At 63.9% G+C, this 23,713-nt stretch carries 21 protein-coding genes; 11 read left to right on the top strand and 10 right to left on the bottom strand.

The features are described from left to right. Window positions 1–161: 161 nt before the first annotated feature. The 4 genes from MJ643_RS11715 to MJ643_RS11700 form a co-directional block, all read right to left on the bottom strand. Window positions 162–857, bottom strand: a complete 696-nt coding sequence (locus MJ643_RS11715; RefSeq protein ID WP_013971959.1) for a hypothetical protein — start codon at window positions 855–857, stop codon at window positions 162–164. A 138-nt stretch (window positions 858–995) separates the two neighbouring features. Next, on the bottom strand, window positions 996–2,078 hold the full coding sequence (locus tag MJ643_RS11710) for a hypothetical protein (protein WP_024086654.1): 1,083 nt from the start codon (window positions 2,076–2,078) through the stop codon (window positions 996–998). A gap of 39 nt (window positions 2,079–2,117) precedes the next feature. Continuing rightward, window positions 2,118–2,744 carry a LysE family translocator gene (locus tag MJ643_RS11705; RefSeq protein WP_024086655.1) on the bottom strand — a complete coding sequence of 209 codons (627 nt, stop codon included), beginning with the start codon at window positions 2,742–2,744 and terminating at the stop codon, window positions 2,118–2,120. A 2-nt stretch (window positions 2,745–2,746) separates the two neighbouring features. Beyond that, window positions 2,747–3,535: a YqcI/YcgG family protein gene (locus tag MJ643_RS11700; RefSeq protein ID WP_013971962.1), complete on the bottom strand. Its 789-nt coding sequence runs from the start codon at window positions 3,533–3,535 to the stop codon at window positions 2,747–2,749. Window positions 3,536–3,694: 159 nt separating this feature from the next. Between MJ643_RS11700 and MJ643_RS11695 the strand changes: the two genes are divergently transcribed. The 7 genes from MJ643_RS11695 (at window position 3,695) to MJ643_RS11665 (ending at window position 15,104) form a co-directional block, all read left to right on the top strand. Further along, a complete protein-coding gene (locus MJ643_RS11695; RefSeq protein ID WP_024086656.1) occupies window positions 3,695–4,615 on the top strand; it encodes a LysR substrate-binding domain-containing protein in 921 nt (306 codons plus the stop codon). 502 nt (window positions 4,616–5,117) lie between these two features. Then, window positions 5,118–7,478 carry a DNA polymerase II gene (locus MJ643_RS11690; RefSeq protein WP_024086657.1) on the top strand — a complete coding sequence of 787 codons (2,361 nt, stop codon included), beginning with the start codon at window positions 5,118–5,120 and terminating at the stop codon, window positions 7,476–7,478. Between the two features lie 129 nt (window positions 7,479–7,607). After that, window positions 7,608–12,071: an NEL-type E3 ubiquitin ligase domain-containing protein gene (locus MJ643_RS11685; RefSeq protein ID WP_044039640.1), complete on the top strand. Its 4,464-nt coding sequence runs from the start codon at window positions 7,608–7,610 to the stop codon at window positions 12,069–12,071. A 198-nt stretch (window positions 12,072–12,269) separates the two neighbouring features. After that, window positions 12,270–12,833, top strand: a complete 564-nt coding sequence (locus MJ643_RS11680) for a DUF4174 domain-containing protein (RefSeq protein ID WP_024086659.1) — start codon at window positions 12,270–12,272, stop codon at window positions 12,831–12,833. 163 nt (window positions 12,834–12,996) lie between these two features. Next, window positions 12,997–13,488, top strand: a complete 492-nt coding sequence (locus tag MJ643_RS11675; protein ID WP_013971966.1) for a hypothetical protein — start codon at window positions 12,997–12,999, stop codon at window positions 13,486–13,488. A 76-nt stretch (window positions 13,489–13,564) separates the two neighbouring features. Then, window positions 13,565–14,413, top strand: a complete 849-nt coding sequence (locus MJ643_RS11670) for a DUF692 domain-containing protein (protein WP_023663502.1) — start codon at window positions 13,565–13,567, stop codon at window positions 14,411–14,413. Then, on the top strand, window positions 14,406–15,104 hold the full coding sequence (locus MJ643_RS11665) for a putative DNA-binding domain-containing protein (RefSeq protein WP_013971968.1): 699 nt from the start codon (window positions 14,406–14,408) through the stop codon (window positions 15,102–15,104). Before MJ643_RS11670 ends, MJ643_RS11665 begins: the two co-directional genes overlap by 8 nt. 121 nt (window positions 15,105–15,225) lie before the next feature. Here the strand turns inward: MJ643_RS11665 and MJ643_RS11660 are convergent, their stop codons facing one another. From MJ643_RS11660 to MJ643_RS11645, 4 genes are all read right to left on the bottom strand, one after another. Next, window positions 15,226–15,714, bottom strand: coding sequence for a DoxX family protein (locus MJ643_RS11660; RefSeq protein WP_013971969.1), 489 nt, complete (start codon window positions 15,712–15,714; stop codon window positions 15,226–15,228). Window positions 15,715–15,728: 14 nt separating this feature from the next. Next, a complete protein-coding gene (locus MJ643_RS11655) occupies window positions 15,729–16,346 on the bottom strand; it encodes a ferric reductase-like transmembrane domain-containing protein (RefSeq protein ID WP_013971970.1) in 618 nt (205 codons plus the stop codon). Window positions 16,347–16,591: 245 nt separating this feature from the next. Beyond that, a complete protein-coding gene (locus MJ643_RS11650) occupies window positions 16,592–17,878 on the bottom strand; it encodes a HAMP domain-containing sensor histidine kinase (protein ID WP_024086661.1) in 1,287 nt (428 codons plus the stop codon). Beyond that, window positions 17,875–18,615 (bottom strand): response regulator, encoded by a 741-nt coding sequence (locus tag MJ643_RS11645; protein WP_196184733.1) that lies wholly within the window; start codon window positions 18,613–18,615, stop codon window positions 17,875–17,877. Before MJ643_RS11645 ends, MJ643_RS11650 begins: the two co-directional genes overlap by 4 nt. A gap of 220 nt (window positions 18,616–18,835) precedes the next feature. Here MJ643_RS11645 and MJ643_RS11640 point away from each other — a divergent pair, with 220 nt between their 5' ends. Continuing rightward, window positions 18,836–19,111 (top strand): DUF2790 domain-containing protein, encoded by a 276-nt coding sequence (locus MJ643_RS11640; RefSeq protein ID WP_024086662.1) that lies wholly within the window; start codon window positions 18,836–18,838, stop codon window positions 19,109–19,111. A gap of 10 nt (window positions 19,112–19,121) precedes the next feature. Next, complete coding sequence (locus tag MJ643_RS11635) at window positions 19,122–19,637, top strand: thioredoxin family protein (protein WP_038410389.1); 516 nt, start codon at window positions 19,122–19,124, stop codon at window positions 19,635–19,637. A 119-nt stretch (window positions 19,638–19,756) separates the two neighbouring features. Here MJ643_RS11635 and MJ643_RS11630 read toward each other — a convergent pair whose 3' ends face one another. Next, window positions 19,757–20,605 (bottom strand): shikimate dehydrogenase, encoded by an 849-nt coding sequence (locus MJ643_RS11630; RefSeq protein ID WP_015269766.1) that lies wholly within the window; start codon window positions 20,603–20,605, stop codon window positions 19,757–19,759. Next, entirely contained in the window at window positions 20,602–21,051 is a 450-nt protein-coding gene (gene aroQ, locus MJ643_RS11625; protein ID WP_013971975.1) for a type II 3-dehydroquinate dehydratase, read from the bottom strand. The genes MJ643_RS11630 and aroQ overlap by 4 nt, the downstream gene beginning before the upstream one ends. Window positions 21,052–21,267: 216 nt before the next feature. Between aroQ and MJ643_RS11620 the strand changes: the two genes are divergently transcribed. Both MJ643_RS11620 and MJ643_RS11615 read left to right on the top strand, forming a co-directional pair. After that, entirely contained in the window at window positions 21,268–22,521 is a 1,254-nt protein-coding gene (locus MJ643_RS11620) for a TolC family protein (RefSeq protein ID WP_196184732.1), read from the top strand. After that, window positions 22,514–23,713 (top strand): efflux RND transporter periplasmic adaptor subunit, encoded by a 1,200-nt coding sequence (locus tag MJ643_RS11615; protein WP_024086664.1) that lies wholly within the window; start codon window positions 22,514–22,516, stop codon window positions 23,711–23,713. The genes MJ643_RS11620 and MJ643_RS11615 overlap by 8 nt, the downstream gene beginning before the upstream one ends.

Genomic DNA, 23,713 nt, shown 5'->3' with positions numbered 1-23,713 from the left:
AACGATCTTGCTGGTCTCGACCTTGTGGGAGCGGCCTTGTGTCGCGAAAGGGCCGCAGAGCGGCCCCGGCAATATTTGCAGCGAAGCTGAAATCGTGGGGCCGCTGCGCGCCCCTTTCGCGACACAAGGCCGCTCCCACAGAGGTTCGCGACTGCTGATGGTCAGGGATGGCTGGTCAGGTGCTGCTGCGCCGTCACGCAGCCGTTGGTATCCACAGCCTTCTGCAGCAGGCTCTGGCGGTGCTGCGGGTCCAGGTCGCCGAGCAGGCGGTATACCTCGGCCTGGTAGTCGCGCTGGCGCCCCCACTGCATTTCCAGGCCTTGTGGCCGGTTGCGGTTGCAGGCCAGGTGCGTGGCCGGTTGCGGGTAGTAGGGCGCATACACGGTGGCCATGTTGGGGATGGCCTCCAGCGCAGTACGGTACTCGCTGCTGGCGTTGTAGGGAGGGCACCAGGTGGCGATGGCCGGCGCCGGTGCGGCAAAGCCCTGCCTGAGGCTGGCTTCGAGCAACGGGCAGGCGGCATCCGGGATTTGCGCGGCGGGCAGGTAGGTCATGTAGTACAGCGCCAGGCGGTACTGTGCGACCGGGTGGCCCAGCTCCACGGACTTTTTCAGCAAGGCGACCGCGGTCGGCAGGGTGTGGGCCATGGCCTGGCCCTGGCGGCTGAGCTCCGGGTCGCCGCCGACGGTCGTACGCAGCGTGCTGGCGCCGTCGTCCTGGTTGTCGGCCTGCTCCAGCAGGGGCAAGGCCTGGCGGTAGAGCAGGTCGGCATGAGGGTCGATGCGCACTTCCAGCGAGTGCGCAGCCAGTGGCATCAGGGCGATCAACAGTGGGGGCAAGCGAAGCATGCGGCTCACAGGCAAGCCCCAAGGGGTGCCAGGTACTGATGGATGGCTTCGATGTTCATGGCGGTCAAGCGTGCGCCTCGGGCAGATCGGAACGACGGCCTATTCTAGCCACCCAAAGGGCCTGGCCGGAAGACCACCCGGCAACTGTCAGACGAGCTTGATCGGTGTGACCTTGCGCTGGGCATGTTTTTCTTGGGCCAGGCCAAGCTTGGCGGTAATGACCTTGGCCAGGGCATTGTTGCCCAGATCGTTCAGATGCAGGCGATCGATGAACAGGTCGGCGCCGAACACCGGCGAGCTGCTGAGCATGCAATTCATGTCGTAGCAAGGCACCGGGTCGGCCTGGCTCTTGATGCGGCGGAAGAAGGCCGAGTGCAACTGGCTGTCGAATGCGCCGTCCAGCAGCCGGTCGAAATTCGCCGGTTGCCGCTGCAGCGCATTCAGCATTGCCTCCTCGCCAGCGGGCAGGCTATCCCGGCACCAGGGCAGCAACGGCTGCAGGATGAAGGTGAGGGTGGAATGGCTGTCTGCCAGCAGCCGGTCCCATTGGCGCAAGGTCCGGCCAATGTTGTCGGCGGCCCGGGTGAGGCGTTTTTCCGGAGGCGACAGCGACCAGGTGGCAGGTGTCACGGCCGGGGGCGTGGCCAACGCCTGACCGATGCGCCGCCACAGCGATTGCCGGCGTGGCGTTGTCGTGGGCTGCATGCCTTCGCTGAAACTGTTGAGAAAGTCCTGATAGGCCTTGGCTTGCCGCGGGTCGTTCAGGCTGGCGAGGACTTCGCAGAGGGCTTCGTGGGCCAGGGTGTTGAGGCCGCTTAGCACCACCACATGGCCAAGCTGGCCAAGGCGGTGCTGGTGGGTCAGGAACATCAGCAGCTCCTGGCTCGCATTGAGCCCGCAGCCGGCCAGGCTCAGCCAGACTTCGCCAGTAAGCATCGACAGGTGCGAGGCCACCGTGTGTTCGTCTGAGCTGGCTCCGATGCCCAGCGCGGCGGAACCGCCGACCAGCAGGTTGATACGTGATGCACCACCGCGTTCGGCTACCGAAAAACGCTTGCCGGCGCAATGGCTGTAACGCAGGCCCAGGGCATCGGTGTTGATGGTGCCGGAGCGGTAGCCGGTTTCGTGCACATGCACGGTGTGCGGGGCACGCCGGCTGCCCAGCAGCAGAAAGCGCTGGTAGTCCTGTTGCAACGGCGAAGGTGAAGGGCTCGTGTCAATCGCAGTCATGGGTTCTCCTTCTCTCGCAGCGGGCACCGTGCATCACATTCAGGCCGCCAGCTCCCTGACGTTGTACAGCAGGCCGCCGGCGGCAATCAGCAGCAGGGCGACCCCCGAGGCCAGGCTGATCAGGCGGTTGCTGCGTTGCGAGGCGATCTTGCCGATGGCGAAGATGTAAAGGCTGAGCACGGCAAAATCGATGGCCACCCACAGCAACGACAGCACCACCATGCTCTTGCCGAATGACTCGGTAATCTGGATGAACTGCGGGAAGAAGGCGATGAAGAAGATGATGTCCTTCGGGTTGGAGATGCCCACCATGAAACCTTGCAGCAGCCCGCCGCGGCCAGGCTTGGCGAGGTCGCTTGGCGCCTCGGCTGCAGGCGCCTGCAGGGCTTCCCGCAACGTGCCGACGGCGATGTAGCCGATGAACAGGCAACCCAGCAGGCTCATGGCACTGAGCCAGGCCTTGTCGATGGCGGCGCTGGTGAGAATGATCCAGGCCGCTGCGCCGATCAGCACCAGTGATGCCCAGTTGGTGCCGACAGCGGTGAACATGGCCTTGCGTGAGCCGGAGGAGGCCGCGGTGTTGACGATCAGTGCCACCACCGGGCCGGGGGTGGCGATCAGTAGCAGGACAGTAAGGGCATAGGTAGCGGTGAGTGCGGTATTCACGGTCAGGTCTCGATCAGTATGTCGGGTGTTGCCGGCTGTACGGCATGGGCGTGGAACGGGCAGCGGGACGGGTTGAGCGACCCTGCCTCCTGCAGTTGGTACTGCTTCCACTCGTAGTTGTCGGCATCGCCGAAGAAGCCAAGGGTGTCGGGCATGACGCCGTCGTTGTAGTGGTGCACGCGCTCGCGGATGCGTTCGCGGATACGATGGCCGCTTTCGGTGTTGACGTTGGCCACTTCGTCGAAGTTCGCCCGCGGGTTGATGACGAAGGTGATGTGTGGCCCCAGGTTGCGGCTTTTCATCTGCTGGTGGCCGGGGAAGTTCATGTTGATGAACAGCGGCATGCCGGCAAAGCAGAACGACCAGGCATTGTCGTCGGGGTCGGTCGGGATGCCCTGCGGCCAGGGATGCGGGTCGCGCGCGTGCACGCCACGCAACACCTTCCAGGCCAGCGCCTGTTGCTCGGCCAGGGTGTAGTCGGCGGCAGTTTCGAGAAACACCACCAGTGGGCTGCCGATACGCTGCTTGGGTGGGATAGGTGCGACGGTGCGCACGTAGTCGGCCAGGCCCATGGCGATGTCATCGGCCAGCTGCCCGGCGCGGGCGAAGAGGATGTGGCAGGTTGCGCCGTTTACCGCCTTGCGGCCGAACAGGCAGGGGAACTCGGGGTTGGCGAGGACACTGCGAAAATGTTCTACGGCTTTGTAGGTCCAATGTCGCGCGTTGCGCACATGGTCAGCGGCCAGCTCTAGCGCATCCAGGCGATAGCAAGTTCCATAACCCGTCGACATGATTTCCCCAGGCGTAAATTTGATGAACGTTCAAGTCACATGCAGGCAGGATCTTGGTTATGTTTATTATTTACCCGCATTTTCCGAGACGTCCTTGGCGTTGTAAAACGCGTGGAACTATGACCTACTATTAGTCTTACTCATGCTCGGGGCGTCGCCATGTCGGAACGGATTCAGGCTTTGCACGCGCTGCGTGCCTTCGAGGTGGCCTCTCGCTATGGCTCATTTACCCGTGCAGCGGAAGAGCTGGCCCTGACCCAGGGCGCCGTCAGCCACCACATCAAGACCCTCGAAGCCATGTTCGGCTGCGACCTGTTCGAACGCCGCGGGCCGAAGCTGGCCCTGACCGAGCACGGCCGCCTGCTGGCGCAGGAACTCAAGGTTGGCTTCAAGATCATCGAAAATGCCTGCGCCCTGCTGCGTCAGGACCGCTACGGCCTGCGCCTGAAGGCGCCGTCCACGCTCACCGTGCGCTGGCTGCTGCGGGCGCTGGATGCGTTCAAGAAGACCGAGGACAACTGCAGCGTGCAGCTGTCCAGCGTGTGGATGGACATCGACAGCGTGGACTTCTATTCCGAGCCCTACGACTGTGCGATCCTCCTGGCCAACGGGCGTTTTCCCGCCGATATCGAGAGTTTCAAGCTGTTCGATGAATGGCTGATCCCGGTGTGCCACCCGGATTACATGGCCCAGGCACAACCGGACCTTGCCGACCTGGCCCAGTGCGAATTCCTGCACCCGTCCCCTGACCGACGAGACTGGCGGCGCTGGCTGGCTCGCATGGATGCGCTGGACATCAGCATCGATCACGGGCAAGTGTTCGATACCCTCGACCAGGGCATCTCGGCCGCACAGCAAGGCCTGGGTATATCGGTGGTCGACCTGGTGCTGGCCAGCGCCGACCTGTTGGCCGGGCGCCTGGTCACGCCGTTCAAGCACGCGGTGGCCACCGGCGACGGCTATTACATGACCTGGCTCAAGGCCAGCCCCAAGGCGCGGCAGATGCACAAGCTGCGCGAGTTCCTGCTTGGCCAGGTGCCACCGCTGGCCTGCAAGGACATCAATTACCTGTACGGTTGAATACGCGTTCGAGCAAACGCCCGGCGGTGGAGCGCCTTAGGGAATTGCAAGTAACTGATTGATTTAGCAGGGTCTCTGTGGGAGCGGGCGTGCCCGCGAACACCGGCGCAGCCGGTGCCATCCATCGAGTCGCATTCTTCGCGGGCATGCCCGCTCCCACAGGGGCCGCATCGCGTTTGCCAATTGGTGTTACCTGCGCGCCAGCGCACCCAAAAGGCTGGACGTTCTCTCATATAACTGCACATAACTGATTGATTTAGCAGGGTCTCTGTGGGAGCGGGCGTGCCCGCGAACACCGGCGCAGCCGGTGCCATCCATCGAGTCGCATTCTTCGCGGGCATGCCCGCTCCCACAGTGGCCGCGTCGCGTTTGCCAATTGGTGTTACCTGCGCGCCAGCGCACCCCCATGGGTTGGACGTTCTCCTACAAAAATGCGCTGCGACGGTGCGTCAGCGGTAGAATCGCCGCAATCAGCTCAACAAACGATTCAGAGGTCGACGCGGTGGAGTTGCAGCAGGGCTTTGTCCTGACCCGACATTGGCATGACACGCCCGAAGGCACCTGCGTGGAATTCTGGCTGGCCACCGACCAGGGGCCACGGCAGCTGCGCCTGGCGCCGCAGGTATCGGTGGCATTCATCTCCCAGGCGCAGGAGGCACACGCGCGGGTGCTGCTGGCCAACGAAGCCGGTGTCGAGTTGCGGCCGCTGCAGCTGAAGGACTTTGACCAGCGCCCGGTGCTGGGCCTGTACTGCCGCCAGCACCGGCAACTGATGCAGCTGGAGCAACGCCTGCGCACGGCCGGTATCGAGGTGTTCGAAGCCGATATTCGCCCGCCCGAGCGCTACCTGATGGAGCGCTTCATCACCGCCCCGGTGCAGTTCACCGGCCAACCGGATGCCCAAGGCGTGCTCTGCGATGCCCAGCTCAAGCCCCTGCCGGGTTATCGCCCGCCGCTGCGCCTGGTGTCGCTGGACATCGAGACCAGCGAGCGGGGCGAGCTGTACAGCATTGCCCTGGAAGGCTGTGGCCAGCGCCAGGTGTACATGCTCGGGCCGGCCAACGGCACGGCTGATGGCCTGGACTTCGACCTGCACTACTGCGCCGACCGCGCCGACATCCTGGCCTGCCTCAACCAGTGGATGGCCGAGCACGACCCGGATGCAATCATCGGCTGGAACCTGATCCAGTTCGACCTGCGCCTGCTGCACGAGCACGCCAAGCTGCTGCAGGTACCGCTGGCACTGGGGCGCAATGGCGCGCCGATGACCTTGCGCAGCCATGCCGGTGGTGGCCACGTGTTCGCCGATGCCCCGGGGCGGCTGCTGATCGACGGCATCGAGGCGCTGCGCTCGGCGACCTGGAGCTTCCCGTCGTTCAGCCTCGAAAGTGTCGCCCAGACCTTGCTCGGAGAAGGCAAGGCCATCGACACGCCGTACCAGCGCATGGATGAAATCAACCGCCGCTTTGCCGAGGACAAGCCGGCGTTGGCGCGCTACAACCTCAAGGATTGCGAGCTGGTGACGCGCATCTTTGCCCACACCCGCCTGCTCGAATTCCTGCTGGAGCGGTCTTCGGTCACCGGCCTTGCGGTGGACCGCAGCGGTGGTTCGGTGGCCGCGTTCTGCCACTTGTACATCCCGCAGATGCACCGCCTGGGCTTCGTCGCCCCCAACCTCGGCAGCCGCCCCGACGAAGCCAGCCCCGGTGGCTTCGTCATGGATTCGCGCCCGGGCCTGTACGACTCGGTGTTGGTGCTGGACTACAAGAGCCTGTACCCGTCGATCATACGTACCTTCCTGATCGACCCGGTGGGGCTGGTCGAAGGCTTGCGCCTGCCCGACGATGAACACTCAGTGGAAGGCTTCCGCGGTGGGCGTTTTTCCCGTAGCGAGCATTGCCTGCCGGCCATCGTCGAGCGGGTATGGCAGGGCCGGGAAGCAGCCAAGCGCGAGGGCAATGCGCCGCTGTCGCAGGCGCTGAAGATCATCATGAATGCCTTCTACGGGGTGCTGGGTTCGAGCGGCTGCCGCTTCTTCGACCCGCGCCTGGCTTCGTCGATCACCATGCGCGGCCACCAGATCATGCGCCAGACCCGCGCGCTGATCGAGGCCAGGGGCTACGAGGTGATCTATGGCGATACCGACTCCACCTTCGTCTGGCTCAAGGGCGCCCACGGCGAGGAGGCTGCAGCGCGCATCGGCCGTGAGCTGGTGGCCGAGGTCAACCTGTGGTGGTGCGAACACCTGCGCGAGCAGATGAACCTGGAAAGTGCGCTGGAGCTGCAGTTCGAGGTGCATTACCGGCGCTTCCTGATGCCCACCATCCGCGGCACGGACGAAGGCAGCAAGAAGCGCTACGCCGGGCTGGCGCAGCGGGCCGATGGCAGCGAGCAGATGGTCTACAAGGGCCTGGAGTCGGTGCGTACCGACTGGTCGCCGCTGGCCCGGGAGTTCCAGCAGGAGCTTTATGGCCGGATATTCCGCGGGGAGCCTTACCAGGCGTATGTGCGCGATTATGTACGGCGCACCCTGGCGGGCGAGCTCAATGAGCTGATGGTGTACCGCAAGCGTTTGCGCCGGCCGCTAGCCGATTACCAGCGCAATGTGCCGCCGCACGTGCGTGCGGCCCGGCTGGCCGATGACTACAACCGCCGCCTTGGCCGCCCGTTGCAATACCAGCGCGGCGGCTGGATCAGCTATCTGATCACCCTGGCGGGCCCAGAACCCCTGGAAAACCTGCAAGCGCCGGTGGACTACGAGCATTACCTGACGCGGCAGCTGCAGCCGGTGGCCGATGCCATCCTGCCTTTCGTTGGCGACAGTTTCGAAGGGTTGACCGGCCAGCAGCTGGCGCTGTTCTGAAGAGGTGGTAGCTATCTAGCTGATCGCTTGGCAAGCCTGCGTCTAGTGTCGGGCCTTTTGATCAGCCCGAGGCGCAACATCGTGACTACACCCAGCAAGGAACAACCGCCAACTGCCGATACGCTGGCCATGGAGCAGGCCTATCAGGACAACCTCATCGTCAAGCGACTGCCCAGATGGATTCGCCGGCTGCGTATCGTATCGCCGACCGAGCAGAACATCCCGGCCAACGGTCTGTATGAATCGCAGCATGCTGCATTGCGCGAGGCGTTGAAAGACAGCCTGGCCTGTCGACAGTGGCTGGAAAAGGAGCTTGCGCGCATCCAGGGCATCGACCGTTTCGTCAAGCCGCTGCTGCAACACGCCATGCAGGAAGAATTCGGCACCAGGGAAAATGTCGATGGCCTGTATTTCAGGCGCTGGTACACCTACACCGCTCCCAGCCAGGGCACCGTGTGGGGGCGCTATCCGGTTTTGGAAAAGGACTATTTCGACGTACCGCTGATCGAGGCGGCACTGGACAACTTCACGCCGGGCGAGGGGCGGAACGAGCAGCACAAGGATAACTGCATCGTCGACAGCCTGTCGCGACGGCTCGCCTCACCAACCGCACCAGCCTTCGCACGCTTGTGCCGCCAGCTGGATCTGGGCAAGCGCTATCAACAGCACCTGGACAGCGTGCTCAAAGCGCCGAGCAGCCAGGCAAGCGGCTGGCGCAGCATGGCTTCGACACTTGCCCAGCTTTACAGCTCGGTCATGCTGATCGATGCCTGCAAGGCTAAAGGTGATGGAGTCCTGAGTGCTGCCGAACTGGACCTGGTGCTAGAGCTATGCAAGCACGGCAGACCTGGCACGTTGTACGAGTCGAAAGTGGTGGCCCGGCAACTCAAGGCGTTCGGCTGCGATTTGCAACAGATCGTGATACTCGATCTATTTCATGACAAAGTCAGCCGCAAGATCCTTGTCTACATTCCCGATGACCCCCACGGTCCCTGGACCGCAAGCCGCGACCTGGAAAGCTTCACCCGTAAGGTCTTGGGCAAGCGTCTGCGAGACAAGCGCTATCAGGATTTCTTCAAACGCTTCGTACGCCGGCGCGACAGCCAGCAGTTCTTCTCCAGGGTTGCCAAGGACCTGGTGAGCGTCGCCGATTGGGCAACCCGGGAAATGGACCAGCACATACGGGACTACCCGCTACCCTTGTTCGCCCACCTTGCCGACGAGCGCATTGCCCATATCAAGGACGATGCTGCGCTGATTGCCACGCCGGTGTCAGAACTGGATCGCAAGGCCCAGGAAGCCCATCAACAAAGGTTGGTTGCCGAGGGTTGGACACTGGCCACCGTGGCGGGCGTGTTCATCCCCGCACTCAATGCACTGCTGCTGGCGGTAATGGTCTGGGACCTGCTGGGCGAGTTGTTCCAGGCCGTGGAAGACTGGCGCGAGGGCGATACCAGCGCCGCAATGGACCATGTACTCAACGTGACCAAAGACCTGGCCGTGATCGGAGTAACCGCTGTGGTATGGCGGGAAGCGAGCCGGGCCTGGGCCGCATTGGACCAGTGGGTGCCAGCGCGCCTGGAAGACGGCAGCGAGAAGCTCTGGAATGGAGACCTGGTGCCGTTTCGCAGCGCTGCACCTCCCGCTGGGGAAGTGGCCGATGAAATGGGCATCTACCGTGCCCAGGACAGAAGCTGGATGACCATGGACGGCCACAACTATGAAATCGTCCAGCGCGCAGATGAAGAGTGGCAACTGGCACCACGAGATGGTCATGGGCCTTTGTTGCGTCACAATGACGCCGGTGCCTGGCGGCTATGGACCGAGCAACCGGCCAGCTGGACAGACAAGCACCGGATGTTCCGTCGCCTTGGTGAGCGTTTCGCTCGCCTGGATGATGAACAGATTGACCAGGCCATGGCCGTCCATGCCCTGGATGCAGACCATCTTCGGGCGCTGCATGTGTACGGCCGGCCACCTGAGGCCGAGCTGGTCGATACCGTAGAGCGCCTACTGATCGACCGCCGGCTGCAAACCCTGCTGGACGATCTGAAGCTTGGGCGGGTGCCGGAGGACGCGCCGTTGCTGGCGAAGGCCCGCGCCTTGCCTGGCGTCACCGAGCAGGGCGGGCCAGCATTGGCGGCGCAGGTCTCGGCAAAGCGGCGCCAGCTGTTTCAACAGGTGTATGACGGGCAGCAGGAGCCAGACGATGCGGCGGTGGCAACCTTGCGCAAGGCATTCCCGAGCCTGCATCGCCGAGCGGCGCGCGAGCTTGTGGGTGAGCTTTCGGCAGAAGGTGCGGAGTTTCAGGCACTGGTCAGCGGCACGGTGCCGTTTCGGCTGGTCGAAAGGGCCAGGCTGAGCGTACTGCGCATACGTGTTGCGCGTGCCTGCGAGGCGCTGTTCATCGAGACGCCCCAAACCCTGGACCAGGCCAAGGTCGCGCTGACGCTGCTGGAGACTCTGGATGTCAGGGAGGCCAGGCCGCGCTGGCGGCTGTACGATGGTGATAGCCCGCAGCCGATAATGACTACTGCTGGCGACGGGCAGAACTACAGGCTTTTGCATGACGACGGGCAGTTCGAGCTTGAAGATGCGCTAGGCATCGAGCTGCGCGGCCCCGGCGAGCTGTTCGAGACCTTGGCGGCTGCGTTTGCCCCGGCCGATCATGCTGCACTCGGTATCACTGAACCCTACGCCCCGGGTTTGAGAGCAGTGTTGGCCCGGCAAATGCCCGGGCACAGCAGGGTACTCGCTCAGGTGTTGGGCAAAAACCCTCGACAGCCATGGATGCTGGCGCCGCTGCGCCTGGAGGATGGCAGGGTCGGCTACCCGCTGGGCGGCAGCCAGGGACGCTTTGCCCGGCCTGCGTCCCGACCCCGGGCGTTCGAGGCGCGTCTGCGCGACCTTTACCCAGCGTACAGTGACGAGCAGATCGAAGCCTGGCTGACCAACTTGCATGTTTTGGGACATGATACCGACACCCAGCTCGGTGTGCTCGAAGAGCAGGCCCGCCGTTTGAGCGAGCACCTGAAAAGCTGGGAGCGGCGAGGGTTGCTGGTCGGCGAACGAACCGAGCGCAAGCGGTTTCGCAAAGCACTCATGCAATGCTGGCGGGAACGGGTACCCGGTCTAGTTGCACCTGAAGATGAACGTCCGGCTTTGGTGTGGCATTACGAACCGCGCGACCTGTGCTCATTGCCTGAATTGGGCCCACTCTTCAGCTTCCCGCATATTACCGAACTTTCCCTGCGTAGCCTGTTGCTGAAAGAAGTGCCAGAGCAATTCCTGCTTTCATTCCCCAATCTGACCTCGCTGGAACTGAGTTACAACCAATTGCGACGTCTACCAGAGAGCCTGTCGTTGCTCAATGACCTGCGCATACTCGACTTGTCCAGCAATCGCATCTCACTGGACGAACCCCAGGCTCGAGCGCTTGGGCTCTGCAGCCGGTTACGTTACCTGAACCTTTCGGACAACCGCTTGAACATGACCTTTTCTGTGGCGGGGATGAGCCAGTTGGCCGAACTGCGTCTGCGCAATGCCGGGTTGGTATTGCTGCCAGAGGGCATCACGGATTGTCAGACGTTGTACATGCTCGATGCTTCCCACAATTCCATCTCTCTGTTGCCCCCTAACTTCATCCTGTCCACGTTGTGGCGACACGGTTACGTGGCGCTGTCAGGCAATTCTGTGCTTCTGCAACAGGCTGAAGATGCGCAGGCGGCCTGGAAAATTCCGGAGGATAGTTCAGTTCCTCAAAAGTTTATGTGGATGGACCGCCTGCACCCCCTGGACCCCCTGAACCGCCTGCAAGACGATAGGCGCGAAATTCTGGGTATCCTGTGGAGCAGTATCGAGCAAATGGATGGAGTGACGAACTTCATGCGACTGCTGAAACAGCTCACGCGCTCGCGAGACTTCACCCATCCTCGATATGGGGAATTGCTGGCCTCACGCGTTCTGACCATGATGGAAAAGGTGGACAACTCTCCAGCACTGGCCAATGAAATTTTCCCCTTTGCACTGGTTGAGAACTGCCCCGACAATGCCACGGTTGTCTTCCAGCAGCTTGAAATTCGATACTATGTGTGGGAAGCCGAGCAGGCTGCCCCTTCTGGCAACAAGGAACAAGTCCTGGTGAAACTGGCGCGGCAGTTGTGGAGGCAAAGGGAACTTGACTTCATCGCTTTGCGCGAGGCTGAGGCTGCTGGTTGGGCGAGCGAGTCCATCGAGTGGGTGCTTGCCTACTCGATCCGCTTGCGCGAGAGGCTGGACCTGCTTGACAACGCGCGAAGCATGCTCCACCCCGCGATCCCGCACCTGGATGACGCTTCGGTCATGCGCGCCGCTGAGCAGGTAAGACTTAACGAGCCTGGATCGCTGCCGGTGTGGATGGCCCAGCAACCGTTCTGGAAAAATTATCTCGAGCGACGTTATGTACGCGAACTGGAAGTGCCGCAGCGTTTTTACGACCAGTTGGCGGAAGATGCTGATGCAAAGTCCTCCGAAAGGTTGCAGGCGCAGGTCAATGAGTGGACGGAACAAACCGAACTCCAACTGACCAACGAGGCTCTGCGACGGTGGGTATGACAAGGGCGCATTGGACTATGCTCAATTTACGCGTGATAGACGTATTTTGGGGGCTCGGGACAGGGAATGAGCGCACTTGGTAACCGCCGGTTACTGTTCATTCAAACATGGAGGCCTCGTGCTGGTTTACGCTCGCCCGTCGGATCTTTCGCCCTGATCTGTAGTCTTCTGGTTTATCGAGAGAATAAGGAGATACGCATGCTCGTCCGGTCACTGACCCTCGCCACCTTGCTCGCGCTCGTCGGCCCTGTGTTTGCTGCCGACAGTGACGCGCCGCTGGCCAAGGAACTGGGCAAGGCCAGGCCCTTGGTCGTCATTGCGCCCAGCAGCGCCGACCCGACCTTGCGTGGGTTGAACGAGGCCCTCAAGGACCCGGCCACCCAGGCCGCCTTCAAAGAGCGCAACCTGGTGGTGTACAGCGTTGCCAACATGATGGGCAAGCGTGAGGACAAGAACCTCGAGCAGCAGACCACCATGGCCCTGATCCGCGAGTTGAAGCTGGGTGCCAGCAAAGGCACCAAGGTGATCCTGGTGGGCAAGGACGGTGAGCGGCACATGCTCAAGGACGACGAAGAGGGAGGGGCTATCGACCCGCAAGTGATCCTCAAGGCGGTCGATGATCTGCCCGCCAGCGAAAAAGCCGTGTCGGCGCCGGAGCCTGTGGCAGCGGCGGCACCGGAACCCAAGGCCAAGGACAGCAAGCCCGCCAAGCCCGCCAAGCCCGCCAAACCTGCCGCGCCGCCCAAGCCGCTGGAGGACTGACCCTGCACGACGGCCCCGAGGCACCTTGGGGCCGTCGTGTATCCCACTGTATCTGCCCACGCTGCAGACCCATTCCCATACAAAACCGCCCCCCGCGCGATACATCCACGACATACCGCAACGGCCTAATGGCTCCACATTCCAACCACAGTGGAGCGACACCATGACTCAAGTACGAAACACCCTCGGCCTGCTCGGCGCTGCCCTGATCGGCAGCATGGCATTGAGCAGCAGCGCCTTTGCCGTCGAGCCGTTGGCCCAGGGTTACCAGCTGGCTTCGGCCAAGGTGGCCGGCGAGGGCAAGTGTGGTGAAGGCAAATGTGGTGGCAGCGCCAAGGCCACCCAGGGAGAAGGCAAATGCGGTGAGGGCAAGTGCGGCGCCAGCGCCAAGGCCGGTGCCGAAGGCAAGTGTGGCGAGGGCAAGTGTGGTGATGCCTCGTTCGCCAAGACCGACAGCAACCACGACGGCAAGGTCTCGCGCGACGAGTTCCTGGCGGTGGCCAAGGACCGTGCCGGCGACTTCGACAAGATCGACAGCAACCATGATGGCTTCATCTCCGAACAGGAGGCGGCGGATCACCTCAAGGCGATCTACCAGGCTAATGGCAAGGCCATGCCCGAAGGCTTGTTCAGCCACCTGACCGGCAAGTCCTGACCTTCTGCCCCATGAACCGCGCAACGCCCCTCCTGCTGGTCAGGCGGGGCGTTGTGCCTGTTGCGGAGACCTTTTCATGCACCCCACATCTTTGTCCCCTGTACCTTTAGAGGCAGGGCTAGGCCTGCGTCGCGGCCTGCTGCCGGAACTGCTGGCCATGGAGGCTGGCGCCGTGGACTTCCTGGAATGCGCACCGGAAAACTGGGTTGCCGTGGGCGGTGCCTACGGCAAGGGCCTGGCGCAGTTGGCCGAGCGTTTTGCCATTACCTGCCACGGGCTGTCGTTGTCGCTGGGTGGCAGCGAGCCGCTGGACCGCCATTTCCTTGGCCACACCCGCCAGTTTCTCGATCGCCACCAGGTGCGCCTGTACAGCGAGCACCTGAGCTACTGCAGTGATGACGGGCACCTGTACGACCTGATGCCCATTCCATTCACCGACGAAGCGGTGCGCCATGTGGCCGCGCGGATTCGCCAGGCCCAGGAATACCTGGAGCGGCGCATTGCCGTGGAAAACATCAGCTACTACGCCGCACCGTACCAGGCGATGAGTGAACTCGAGTTCATCCGCGCGGTACTCGATGAGGCCGACTGCGACCTGCTGCTGGACGTCAACAACGTCTTCGTCAATGCCTGCAATCACGGCTACGACGCCCGCGAGTTCCTTGCGGGCTTGCCCCAGGCGCGGGTGACCGGCATGCACGTGGCTGGCCATTACGATGAAGCGCCGGACCTCAAGGTAGACACCCATGGGGCTGCGGTGAAGGAGGATGTGTGGGCGCTGTACGCGGTCGCCTGTAAGCGTTTCGGTGTGCAACCGACGGTACTCGAGCGTGATTTCAACTACCCGCCGCTGGTCGAACTGCTCGCCGAAACGGCGCGCATCCGTACTGTGCAGCGTGCTTCTGGAGGGCATGCAGATGAATGAGACCTTGCGTGAGCAGCAGTACACCTTGGCCCGACACCTGCGTGACCCGCAGCGCCATGCACCGCCGCCGGGCGTGGAGGCCCGGCGCCTGAAGGTTTACCGCGAGCTTTTCTATGGTGCTATCGAAGGTTTGCTGGCCGGCAGTTTTCCGGTGATGCGCCAGGCGTTGGGCGAACCGCGCTGGCATGCCCGAGTGCGAGACTTCTATGCCAACTATCGCAGCCAGACACCGTTGTTCACCGAGATTGCCGAGGCGTTCGTCGACTACCTGCAGGGTGTCGAGCTGGATGCGCCCTGGCAGCTGGAGCTGGCGCACTATGAGTGGGTCGAGGCGCAGTTGTATCTGAGCGATGCGCAGGACCCGGCCCATGACCCGGCAGGCGACCTGCTGGAAGGGGAGCCACTGTTGTCGTGTGTGGCGCGGGTGTTGGCCTATCGCTGGCCGGTGGAGCGGATCGGGGCGGATTACCAGCCAGCGGTGGCGCCAGAGGCGCCGACCTTGTTACTGGTTTATCGCGATGCAGGGCTGAAGGTGCGCTTCGCGCGCCTGGCGCCGCTGGCGTACCGGTTGCTGGCGCTGGAGCAGGGCAGTGGGCGGGCGCGGTTGCAGGCGTTGGGCGGTGCTGTGGGAGAGGGGTTGGCCTTGCTGGAGGGGCTGCGCGAGCAGGGAGTCATCATCGGTACATGTTGAGTGCGGGTACGGGGGGCGCCTTGCGCCCCTATCGCGACACAAGGCCGCTCCTACAGAGGTACGCGATCCCCTGTGGGAGCGGCCTTGTGTCGCGATGGGCTGCAAGGCAGCCCCGGCAATATCACCTGCAGAACCGCCCTCTGAGCCAGTGATCCAGGCTCAACCGCCCAGCCCCGTTCAGCAGCAGTGGCAGCAACGCCACCAGGTAGATCAGCGGCAACTTGAAGTTGCCAAAGCCTTGGTCGGTAATCGCATACCCTTGGGCCAGTTCGGCCAGGCTCGACCAGTGCGCCGGCCAATGCACCGCGGCAATCGCCACCACGGTCACCACCATCAGCCCCAACGAGGCCAGCCGGGTACCTAGCCCCAACAACAGCAGTAACGGCAGGATCAGCTCCGCCCACATCGACAGCTGCCAGTTCAGCTCTGCAGGCAGCAGGTTGAAGGGGAACGGGAAGTTCGCCTGCAGGTCGGCGAACCAGTTGCTGCCATTGAATTTCTCCCAGCCGGATTCGAAAAACTCCCAGGCCAGAAACAGCCGCAACGGCAGGTCGGCGCTCCAGGTACCGAAGCGGTCGAAGGTGGTCAGGGTGCGGGTCAAGGTGGTCATGCTGGTTTCTCTCTTCAGGAAAGGGCACGGGCGTTACGGCGTTGCTGACGGGCCAGCTTGGCGGTGAGCTTGACGGCGATGGCGCTGAACATCAGGGCGAACGCCAGCGGGTACCAGCCGCCCATGGGGATGCGTTTGTAGAACGACAGGCAGAACACCGCGGCCAGTACCCACATGCCGGTACTGTGCAGGGCCTGCCAGGCACGGCCACCCAATAGGCGCATCGGGGCCTTGAACGAGGTGATGGTGAGCAGCAGCAGGAACAGGTAGCCGAGGGTGCCGGGCAGGCTGGAAGTGAACGTGCGGCCGGCCCAGAACAGCTCGGGGAATTGCTGGGCATAGCGGTAGATCAGTACGCCGTGCACGGTGTGGGAAAAGGCGAATGCCAACCCCAGATAGCGCCGTTCCTGGAGGATGCGGCGGCTGCTGGTGCCAGGCAGCAAGGTCACCAGCGACGAGGCCAGAAAGGCCAGCAGGAATAGCGCGAAGGAGCTGCGCGCAGTGGCACGGATCGCGCTGCGCAGGCCGTCCGGATCAGGTTGGCTGGCCAGGACCACGGCGGTCATTGCCAGGGTCAGGCCGGCGAGCGTGGCGAACAGCTTCCAGCCGGAGGGAAGGGTGAGGGGTTTCATCAGGGAGGCTCCCGGGTGTGGTTGTGTGACCGGGAGTGTGTCGGGGTGGGGTATCTGCAGTGTGTCGGCGGTGGTGGGGTTGTGTATCGGAGTGTACTGATACCTCAAGCGCCACCTGCTTTTTGTGGGAGCGGCCTTGCGTCGCGAAAGGGCCGCAAAGCGGCCCCGGCAATTCATGCGACGAAGCTGAAAACCTGGGGCTGCTGCGCAGCCCTATCGCGACGCAAGGCCGCTCCCACAAACTGTCATTTGAGCTCGATCTGCGCGCACAGCCCACCGCCTGCGCGGTTGCTCAGGGTCAGTCGGCCGCCCATGGCCTGGATCAGCTGGTGGGCAATCGCCAATCCCAGCCCGGTGCCGCCGGTGCTGCGGTTGCGTGAACCTTCCACGCGATAGAACGGCTTGAGCACTTCATCCAGTTCGCCGCCGGGTATGCCTGGCCCGTTGTCGAGCACGCGGATCACGGTGCTGTCGCCCTCGCGGCACACCTCCAGTTCGGCAGCACCGGCAAACTTGAGGGCATTGTCCACCAGGTTCACCAGCACCCGGCGCAGGGCATGCGGGCGGGTTTCCAGCAGGCTGCCGCTGCTGCCATGGCGCTCGACCTGGGCGCCACTGTCCTGGTAGTCGAACACCAGGCTGTCGAGAAAGGCATCGAGGTTGACCCGGCACGGGGCCTCGGTGCTGGTGTCCATGCTGCGGGCATAAGCCACGCCTTCGCGCACCAGGTGTTCCATTTCACCCAGGTCGCTCCACAGCTTGTCCTTTTCCACCCCTTCGTCCATCACTTCGACACGCAGCTTCATGCGCGTGATCGGTGTTTGCAGGTCGTGGGAAATGGCCGCCAGCAACTGCATACGTTCCTTGAGGTAGGCTGCGATGCGCGCCTGCAGGGCGTTGAAGGCCACGGCGGCGTAGCGCACCTCGCGCGGGCCGCTTTCATCCAGCTGCACGCCAGGCTTGTCCGGGTCGAGGTTGTCCACCGCACGGGCCAGGCGGGTCAGCGGGCCGATCGCCAGTCGTACCGCCAGCCAGGTGCATAGCAACAGCACGGCCAACTGGATCAGCAACACCACGGGTAGCCAACGTGCCACCGGGACCGGCGATGGGGTAACGTCGATGGTCAGCGGTGCGCCATCGGCCAGGGTCAGGTGTGCCTGGAAGTGCGCATTCGGGCCGGGGATTTCCTGGAAGGAAAGCCGATAGTCGGCACCAATGGCCTTGACGATCGAGTCGGCGGCCATGGGCGGGTCGCTGGTCGGCATGGCTTCGCCCGCCAGGCCCTGGTCCAGCCGGTAGCGGTAGGTACGCCGCTCCAGACGCGGCAGCCAGGCGGCGCGCTCGGCCGCGGGCAGGCGGTCGAGGATGGCCACCGAGGTGGCCACGTCCTGCTCCAGGGTGCTGAGCATCATCGAGCGGCTGCTGATGTAGCGCTCGTACGCTTGCAGGCCGAACGACAGGCCGTAGGCCAGCACCAGGCCGGTGAAGAAGATCAGTGCCAAGCGCGAGGCCAGGGTACGTGGCCACTTCATGATGGCGACTCGAGCAGTTGCACCGGCAGCGAGAACACGTAGCCCTCGCTGCGCACGGTCTTGATGCAGCTGGGTTCGCGGGCGTCGTCACCCAGGCGCTGGCGCAGGCGGCTGACCAGCAGGTCGATGGAGCGGTCGAAGATGTCGGCTTCGCGGCCCTGGGTCAGGTTGAGCAACTGCTCACGGCTGAGCACCCGCTGCGGGTGGTCGAGAAACACCCGCAGCAGGCGGTATTCGGCACCGCTCAGGGCTACCAGGGTGCCTTCGCTGTCGAGCAGGTGGCGCGCGGTGGTGTCCAGCCGCCACTGGCCGAAGCCGAGCAGGCGGCTGCTTTCGCTGATGGTCAGGTTGGGCGGCAGCATGCGCGTGCGGCGCAGCACGGCGTTGATGCGGGCCAACAGTTCGCGGGCCGAGAACGGCTTGGTCAGGTAGTCGTCGGCGCCCATTTCCAGGCCGATGATGCGGTCGGTTTCGTCGTTGCGGGCGGTCAGCATCAGCACCGGGGTATTGCGGTGCTTGCCGGCGCGCAGCTCGCGGCACAACAGCAGGCCGTCGTCGCCGGGCATCATGATGTCCAGGACGATCAGGTCGACGCTGTGGGCTTCGAGAAAGGCGCGCATCTGCCGGCCGTCGGCGACGATGCTGGTGCGCAGGCCGTTCTTCTTCAGGTAGTTGCCGACCAGTTCACGGATTTCGCGGTCGTCGTCGACGATCAGGATGTGATCGACGTGTTCCATGCGCTGCGTTCCTGTGCAAGAGGGGATGGGCGCAGTGTACCGAGCGCGTTCGCGCTTGCCTGCGGGGGTTTGTATTGCAGTGTATCTGGCAGGTGTACAGACACAGGAGGAAGCACATCACAGCTTCGGGCGACACATACGGGATACCTGGCCGGCGTGAAATGGCTCTCGACCGGGGAGCACAACTCCCCACCCTCAAGCGTTACACAGGAGAGATGCCATGAACTTCAATACCTTCGCCCGTGCCAGCCTGTTCGCCGTGCTCAGCTTCGGCGCCATTGCCGCCCAGGCCTCCACCATGCCGATGGACAACAGCGGGGTCATGCAGTACCGCTACGGTGACCACCTGGATGTGAAGAAAGTGCTGTCGATACAGGATGACCAGAGCGACGCCTGCGGCCTGGTGAACACCCGCATGGACTACCTCGACTCCAAGGGCCAGCAACAGAGCGTGCAGTACCGCACCTATGCCACCGGCGGTTGCCATGAGAATTGATCGCCGCTTGTTGTTGAAGGTTGGCGGCATTGCCCTGGCGCTGGCGGGCCTGGGGCTGGGCGGGCACCTGATGGCCCGCGACAGCTACGGTGCCATGCCGTCGCTGTCCGGCGCCAGCCAGTGGCTTAACTCGGCGCCGCTGGATGGCCCCGGGCTCAAGGGCAAGGTGGTGCTGGTGGACTTCTGGACCTGGGACTGCATCAACTGCCGGCGAAGCCTGCCGCATGTGAACGAATGGGCGCGGCGCTATGCCGACCAGGGCCTGGTGGTGGTCGGTGTGCACACCCCGGAGTACGACTACGAGCACGATGTAGGCACCTTGCGTGACAAGGTGGCCAGCCTGGGGATCGCTTATCCGGTGGCGGTGGATAACGACTACAAGGTGTGGAATGCCTGGGGCAACCAGTTCTGGCCGGCGCATTACTTTGTCGACCGCAAGGGGCAGGTGCGCCATGTGCACTTTGGCGAGGGGGATTATGGTGGGCAGGAGCAGGTGATACAGGCGTTGCTGGATGAAAAAGGGTGAGTTGTCTGTGCCGGCCTCTTCGCGGGCTTGCCCGCTCCCACAGGGATGTGCGTAATCAGTGAAATTTGCGCAGCACCTGTGGGAGCGGGCAAGCCCGCGAAGAAGCCGACACCTGTCTGTCAGGTGAAACTGGCAAAGTGCGCCTGCATCCGCGCCGCATCCGCTTGGCGCCCGCTGAACAGCTCGAACGCCTTCACCGCCTGGAACACGGCCATGTTGCTGCCATCCAGGGTGCGGCAGCCCAGTGCCCGGGCGGCGCGCAGCAGTTCGGTCTCCAGCGGGAAGTAGATGATCTCCGCCACCCACAGGCGAGCATGCAGCAGCTCCACCGGCAGCGGTGTGCCCGGCAGCTTGGCCATGCCCACCGGCGTGGTGTTGACCAGCCCGTCCGCCTCGGCCAGGGCCGTGGCCAGGTCGGTGCCGACAACGGCGCGCCCGGCACCGAAATGGGCATTCAGGTTGTCCACCAGGGCCTGTGCACGGGCCACGTCCACTTCGAACAGTACCAGCCGCTCGACCCCTTCACCCAGCAGGGCATGGGCCACGGCCGAACCTGCGCCACCGGCACCCATCTGCACCACCTGGCGCCGTGCCACATCCGGCAGGCCACGGCGCAAGCCTTCGGCAAAGCCCAGGCAATCGGTGTTATGACCCACCCGCTTGCCGTCCTTGAGCACCACGGTGTTCACCGCACCGATGCCGCGGGCTTCGTCCGACAGTTCGTCGAGCAGCGGCAGGATCGCCTGCTTGAACGGGTAGGTGATGTTGAGCCCGGTGAAACCGGTGTGCTGGGCGGCATCGAGCAGGCCGGGCAGGGCGCTGTCATCCAGTTGCAGCTGGTCGGCATCGATCAGCCGGTACAGGTAGCGCAGCGCCTGGGCATCACCTTCGTGTTCGTGCAGGGCAGGGGTGCGCGACAGCTGGATGCCGCGGCCGATCAGGCCGGCGAGGATGGCTTGCTGGCTCATGCGCTGCGCTCCTGCAACATTTCGGCAAAGTGGCTGATGGCCATGCGATAGCCATGGCTGCCCAGGCCGCAGATGACCCCGACGGCGATGGACGATATGAACGACAGGTGACGGAACGGTTCGCGCTTGTGCACGTTGGACAGGTGCACTTCGATAACCGGCACTTCGCCGGCCACCAGGGCATCGCGGATGGCCACCGAGGTGTGGGTCCAGGCGCCGGGGTTGATCACGATGCCGGCGCAGCGGCCACGGGCGGCATGGATCCAGTCGATCAGTTCGCCTTCGTGGTTGGTTTGGCGGAATTCGATTTCCAGGCCGAGGGAATGGGCGGTGTCGGCACAACCCTGGGCCAGGTCGGCGAGGGTTTCGTGGCCGTACTGGGCAGGCTCGCGGGTGCCCAGCATGTTCAGGTTGGGGCCGTTGAGTACGAGAATAAGGGGCTTCATGACGGGCATCGCTTTGTTGTTGTTGGATGCTTCCTAGTTTTGTACCGCCTGGTTAGTTTAGTCAATTGGACTAAACCGCTGTACCCGGAAAGTGGGCGATTATCGAACCCTCAGCAACTCAGACTGGATTACAAAATTGTAATTCTCCCGCCACCGCCCCGATAAGCGCGGCTTTCTACAGTCCCTCGGCAAATCTCGCCGACGAGGACCTGTTTCGTGCCCATCCCCCGCAAGACCGCCTTGCTCTGCCTGTTGCTGGCTGGCGCCGGCACTGCCCAGGCCAGCCAGGGCCTGAGCCTGCCCCAGGCGCTAGACGCAGCCTTTGCCCAGAACCCGGAGCTGGCCGCAGCCGGACGGGAAATCGGCATTGCCGATGGCGAACGGCGCCAGGCCGGGCTCATCCCCAACCCGGAGCTGTCCTGGGAGGTCGAGGACACTCGCCATGACACCAGCACCACCACGGTCACCCTTAGCCAACCGCTGGAGCTGGGCGGCAAGCGCGGCGCACGTGTCGCCGTGGCCGGTGCTGGCCAGGCCATTGCCCAGCTGGGCCTGGAACGCCAGCGCAACGGCCTGCGCGCCGATGTGATACAGGCCTTCCACGCGGCCCTGCGCGCACAGACCGCGCTGGATTTGGCGCAGCAATCGCAGGCGTTGACCGAGCGTGGGCTGCGAGTGGTGCAGGGGCGGGTGACCGCTGGCCAGTCATCGCCCGTTGAGGCCACCCGGGCCCAGGTGCAGTTGGCCCAGGCCCAGGCTGAAGTGCGCCGTGCGCAAACCCAGCGCAGTGTGGCCTACCAGGCCCTGGCACGGTTGACCGGCAGCCCGCTGGCAAGGTTCGAACAGTTGCAGGCAGCCAACCTGTCCCCGGGTGATGCGCCTAGCGCCGATGCCCTGCTCGACCAGGTCGAGCAAACGGCCGAATGGCGCCTGGCCGCCGCCCAGGTCGAGCGCGGCGAAGCGTCCCTGGGATCGGAAAAGGCCCTGCGTATTCCCAACCTCACCGTCAGCCTTGGCAGCCAGTACAGCCGCGAAGACCGCGAGCGGGTCAATGTGGTGGGCCTGTCGATGCCCTTGCCGCTGTTCGACCGCAACCAGGGCAACGTGCTGGCCGCAGCCCGTCGTGCCGACCGGGCGCGTGACCTGCGCAACGCCGTGGAGCTGCGCCTGCGCAGTGAAACCCGCAGTGCCGTCAGCCAGTGGACCACGGCCATGCAGGAAGTGCAGGCCTATGACCGCACCATCCTGCCTTCTGCCCAGCAGGCCGTGGACACCGCCACACGCGGTTTCGAAATGGGCAAGTTCGCTTTTCTCGATGTACTCGACGCCCAGCGCACGCTGATCGAGGCACGCGGGCTGTACCTCGAGGCGCTGGCCTCGGCGACCGACGCGCGGGCACAGGTCGAGCGGATCTATGGCGACCTCGATGGGCTGAGCAACAAATTGAACAGCAGGAGCAACAATGACTAATCCACGCAAGATAGCCCTTCTGGCTGCCGCCATTGCCGCGCTTGGCCTGGGTGGCCTGGCCTGGACCGGCAACCTCGGCAACGCATCGAGCACTGAAGCCCGGCACGACGACCACGGCGAAGACACCCATGGCCACGGCGAGGAGCAGGCCGGTGAAGATCACGAAGAAGAGGCGGGCAAGCTGCACCTGTCCATCGCCCAGATCGAAGCTGCCGGTGTGCAACTGGCCGATGCCGGCCCTCGTGAACTGGGCACCGCCATCAGCTTCCCGGGTGAAATCCGCTTCGACGAGGACCGCACTGCCCACGTCGTGCCACGCGTGCCCGGTGTGGTCGAGTCAGTGCAAGCCGAACTGGGCCAGGCGGTCAAGCGTGGTCAGGTGCTGGCGGTAATTGCCAGCCAGCAGATTTCCGACCTGCGCAGCGAACAGCAGGCTGCCCAGCGCCGCCTGGAACTGGCGCGCCTGACCTTCCAGCGCGAACAGCAACTGTGGCAGGAACGCATCAGCGCCGAGCAGGATTACCTGCAGGCCCGCCAGGCGTTGCAGGACGCGGAGATTGCCTTGGCCAACGCCCGGCAGAAGGTCGCCGCCGTGGGCCCGGCCGGCGCCGGTAACCGCTATGAACTGCGCGCGCCGTTCGATGCCGTGGTGGTGGAAAAGCATCTGACCGTGGGCGAGGTGGTCGATGAGACCAGCAATGCCTTCACCCTGTCTGACCTGAGCCGGGTCTGGGCCACCTTCGCCGTCGCCCCGCGCGACCTGGACAAGGTGACAACCGGCCGCAACGTCACGGTCAGCGCGCCGGACCTGGGCGCCCGGGTCGAGGGCAAGATCAACTACGTCGGCAGCCTGCTCGGCGAGCAGAACCGTGCTGCCACTGTCCGCGCCACGCTGGCCAACCCCAACGGCGCCTGGCGCCCAGGGCTGTTCGTCAATGTCGCGGTCAGCGTCGAACGCTTCAACGCCGCCGTGGTAGTACCGCAAAGCGCACTGCAAACCTGGGAGGAGCAGACCGTGGTGTTTGCCCGTACCGAGGAAGGTTTCGAGGCCCGCCCGGTAACGACCGGCCGCCGCGATGCCGGCCAGGTGGAAATCACCACCGGCCTTGCCGCCGGTACGCAGGTGGCCGCTGCCGGCAGCTTTGTCCTCAAGTCCGAGCTGGGCAAGGGCTCGGCCGAGCACAGCCATTGA

The organism is Pseudomonas sp. PNPG3, from assembly GCF_023093815.1.
Classification (GTDB): Bacteria; Pseudomonadota; Gammaproteobacteria; order Pseudomonadales; family Pseudomonadaceae; genus Aquipseudomonas; species Aquipseudomonas asiatica.
Note: the sequence above shows the minus strand (reverse complement) of the source record. Positions and strands in the feature narration are given on the sequence as shown.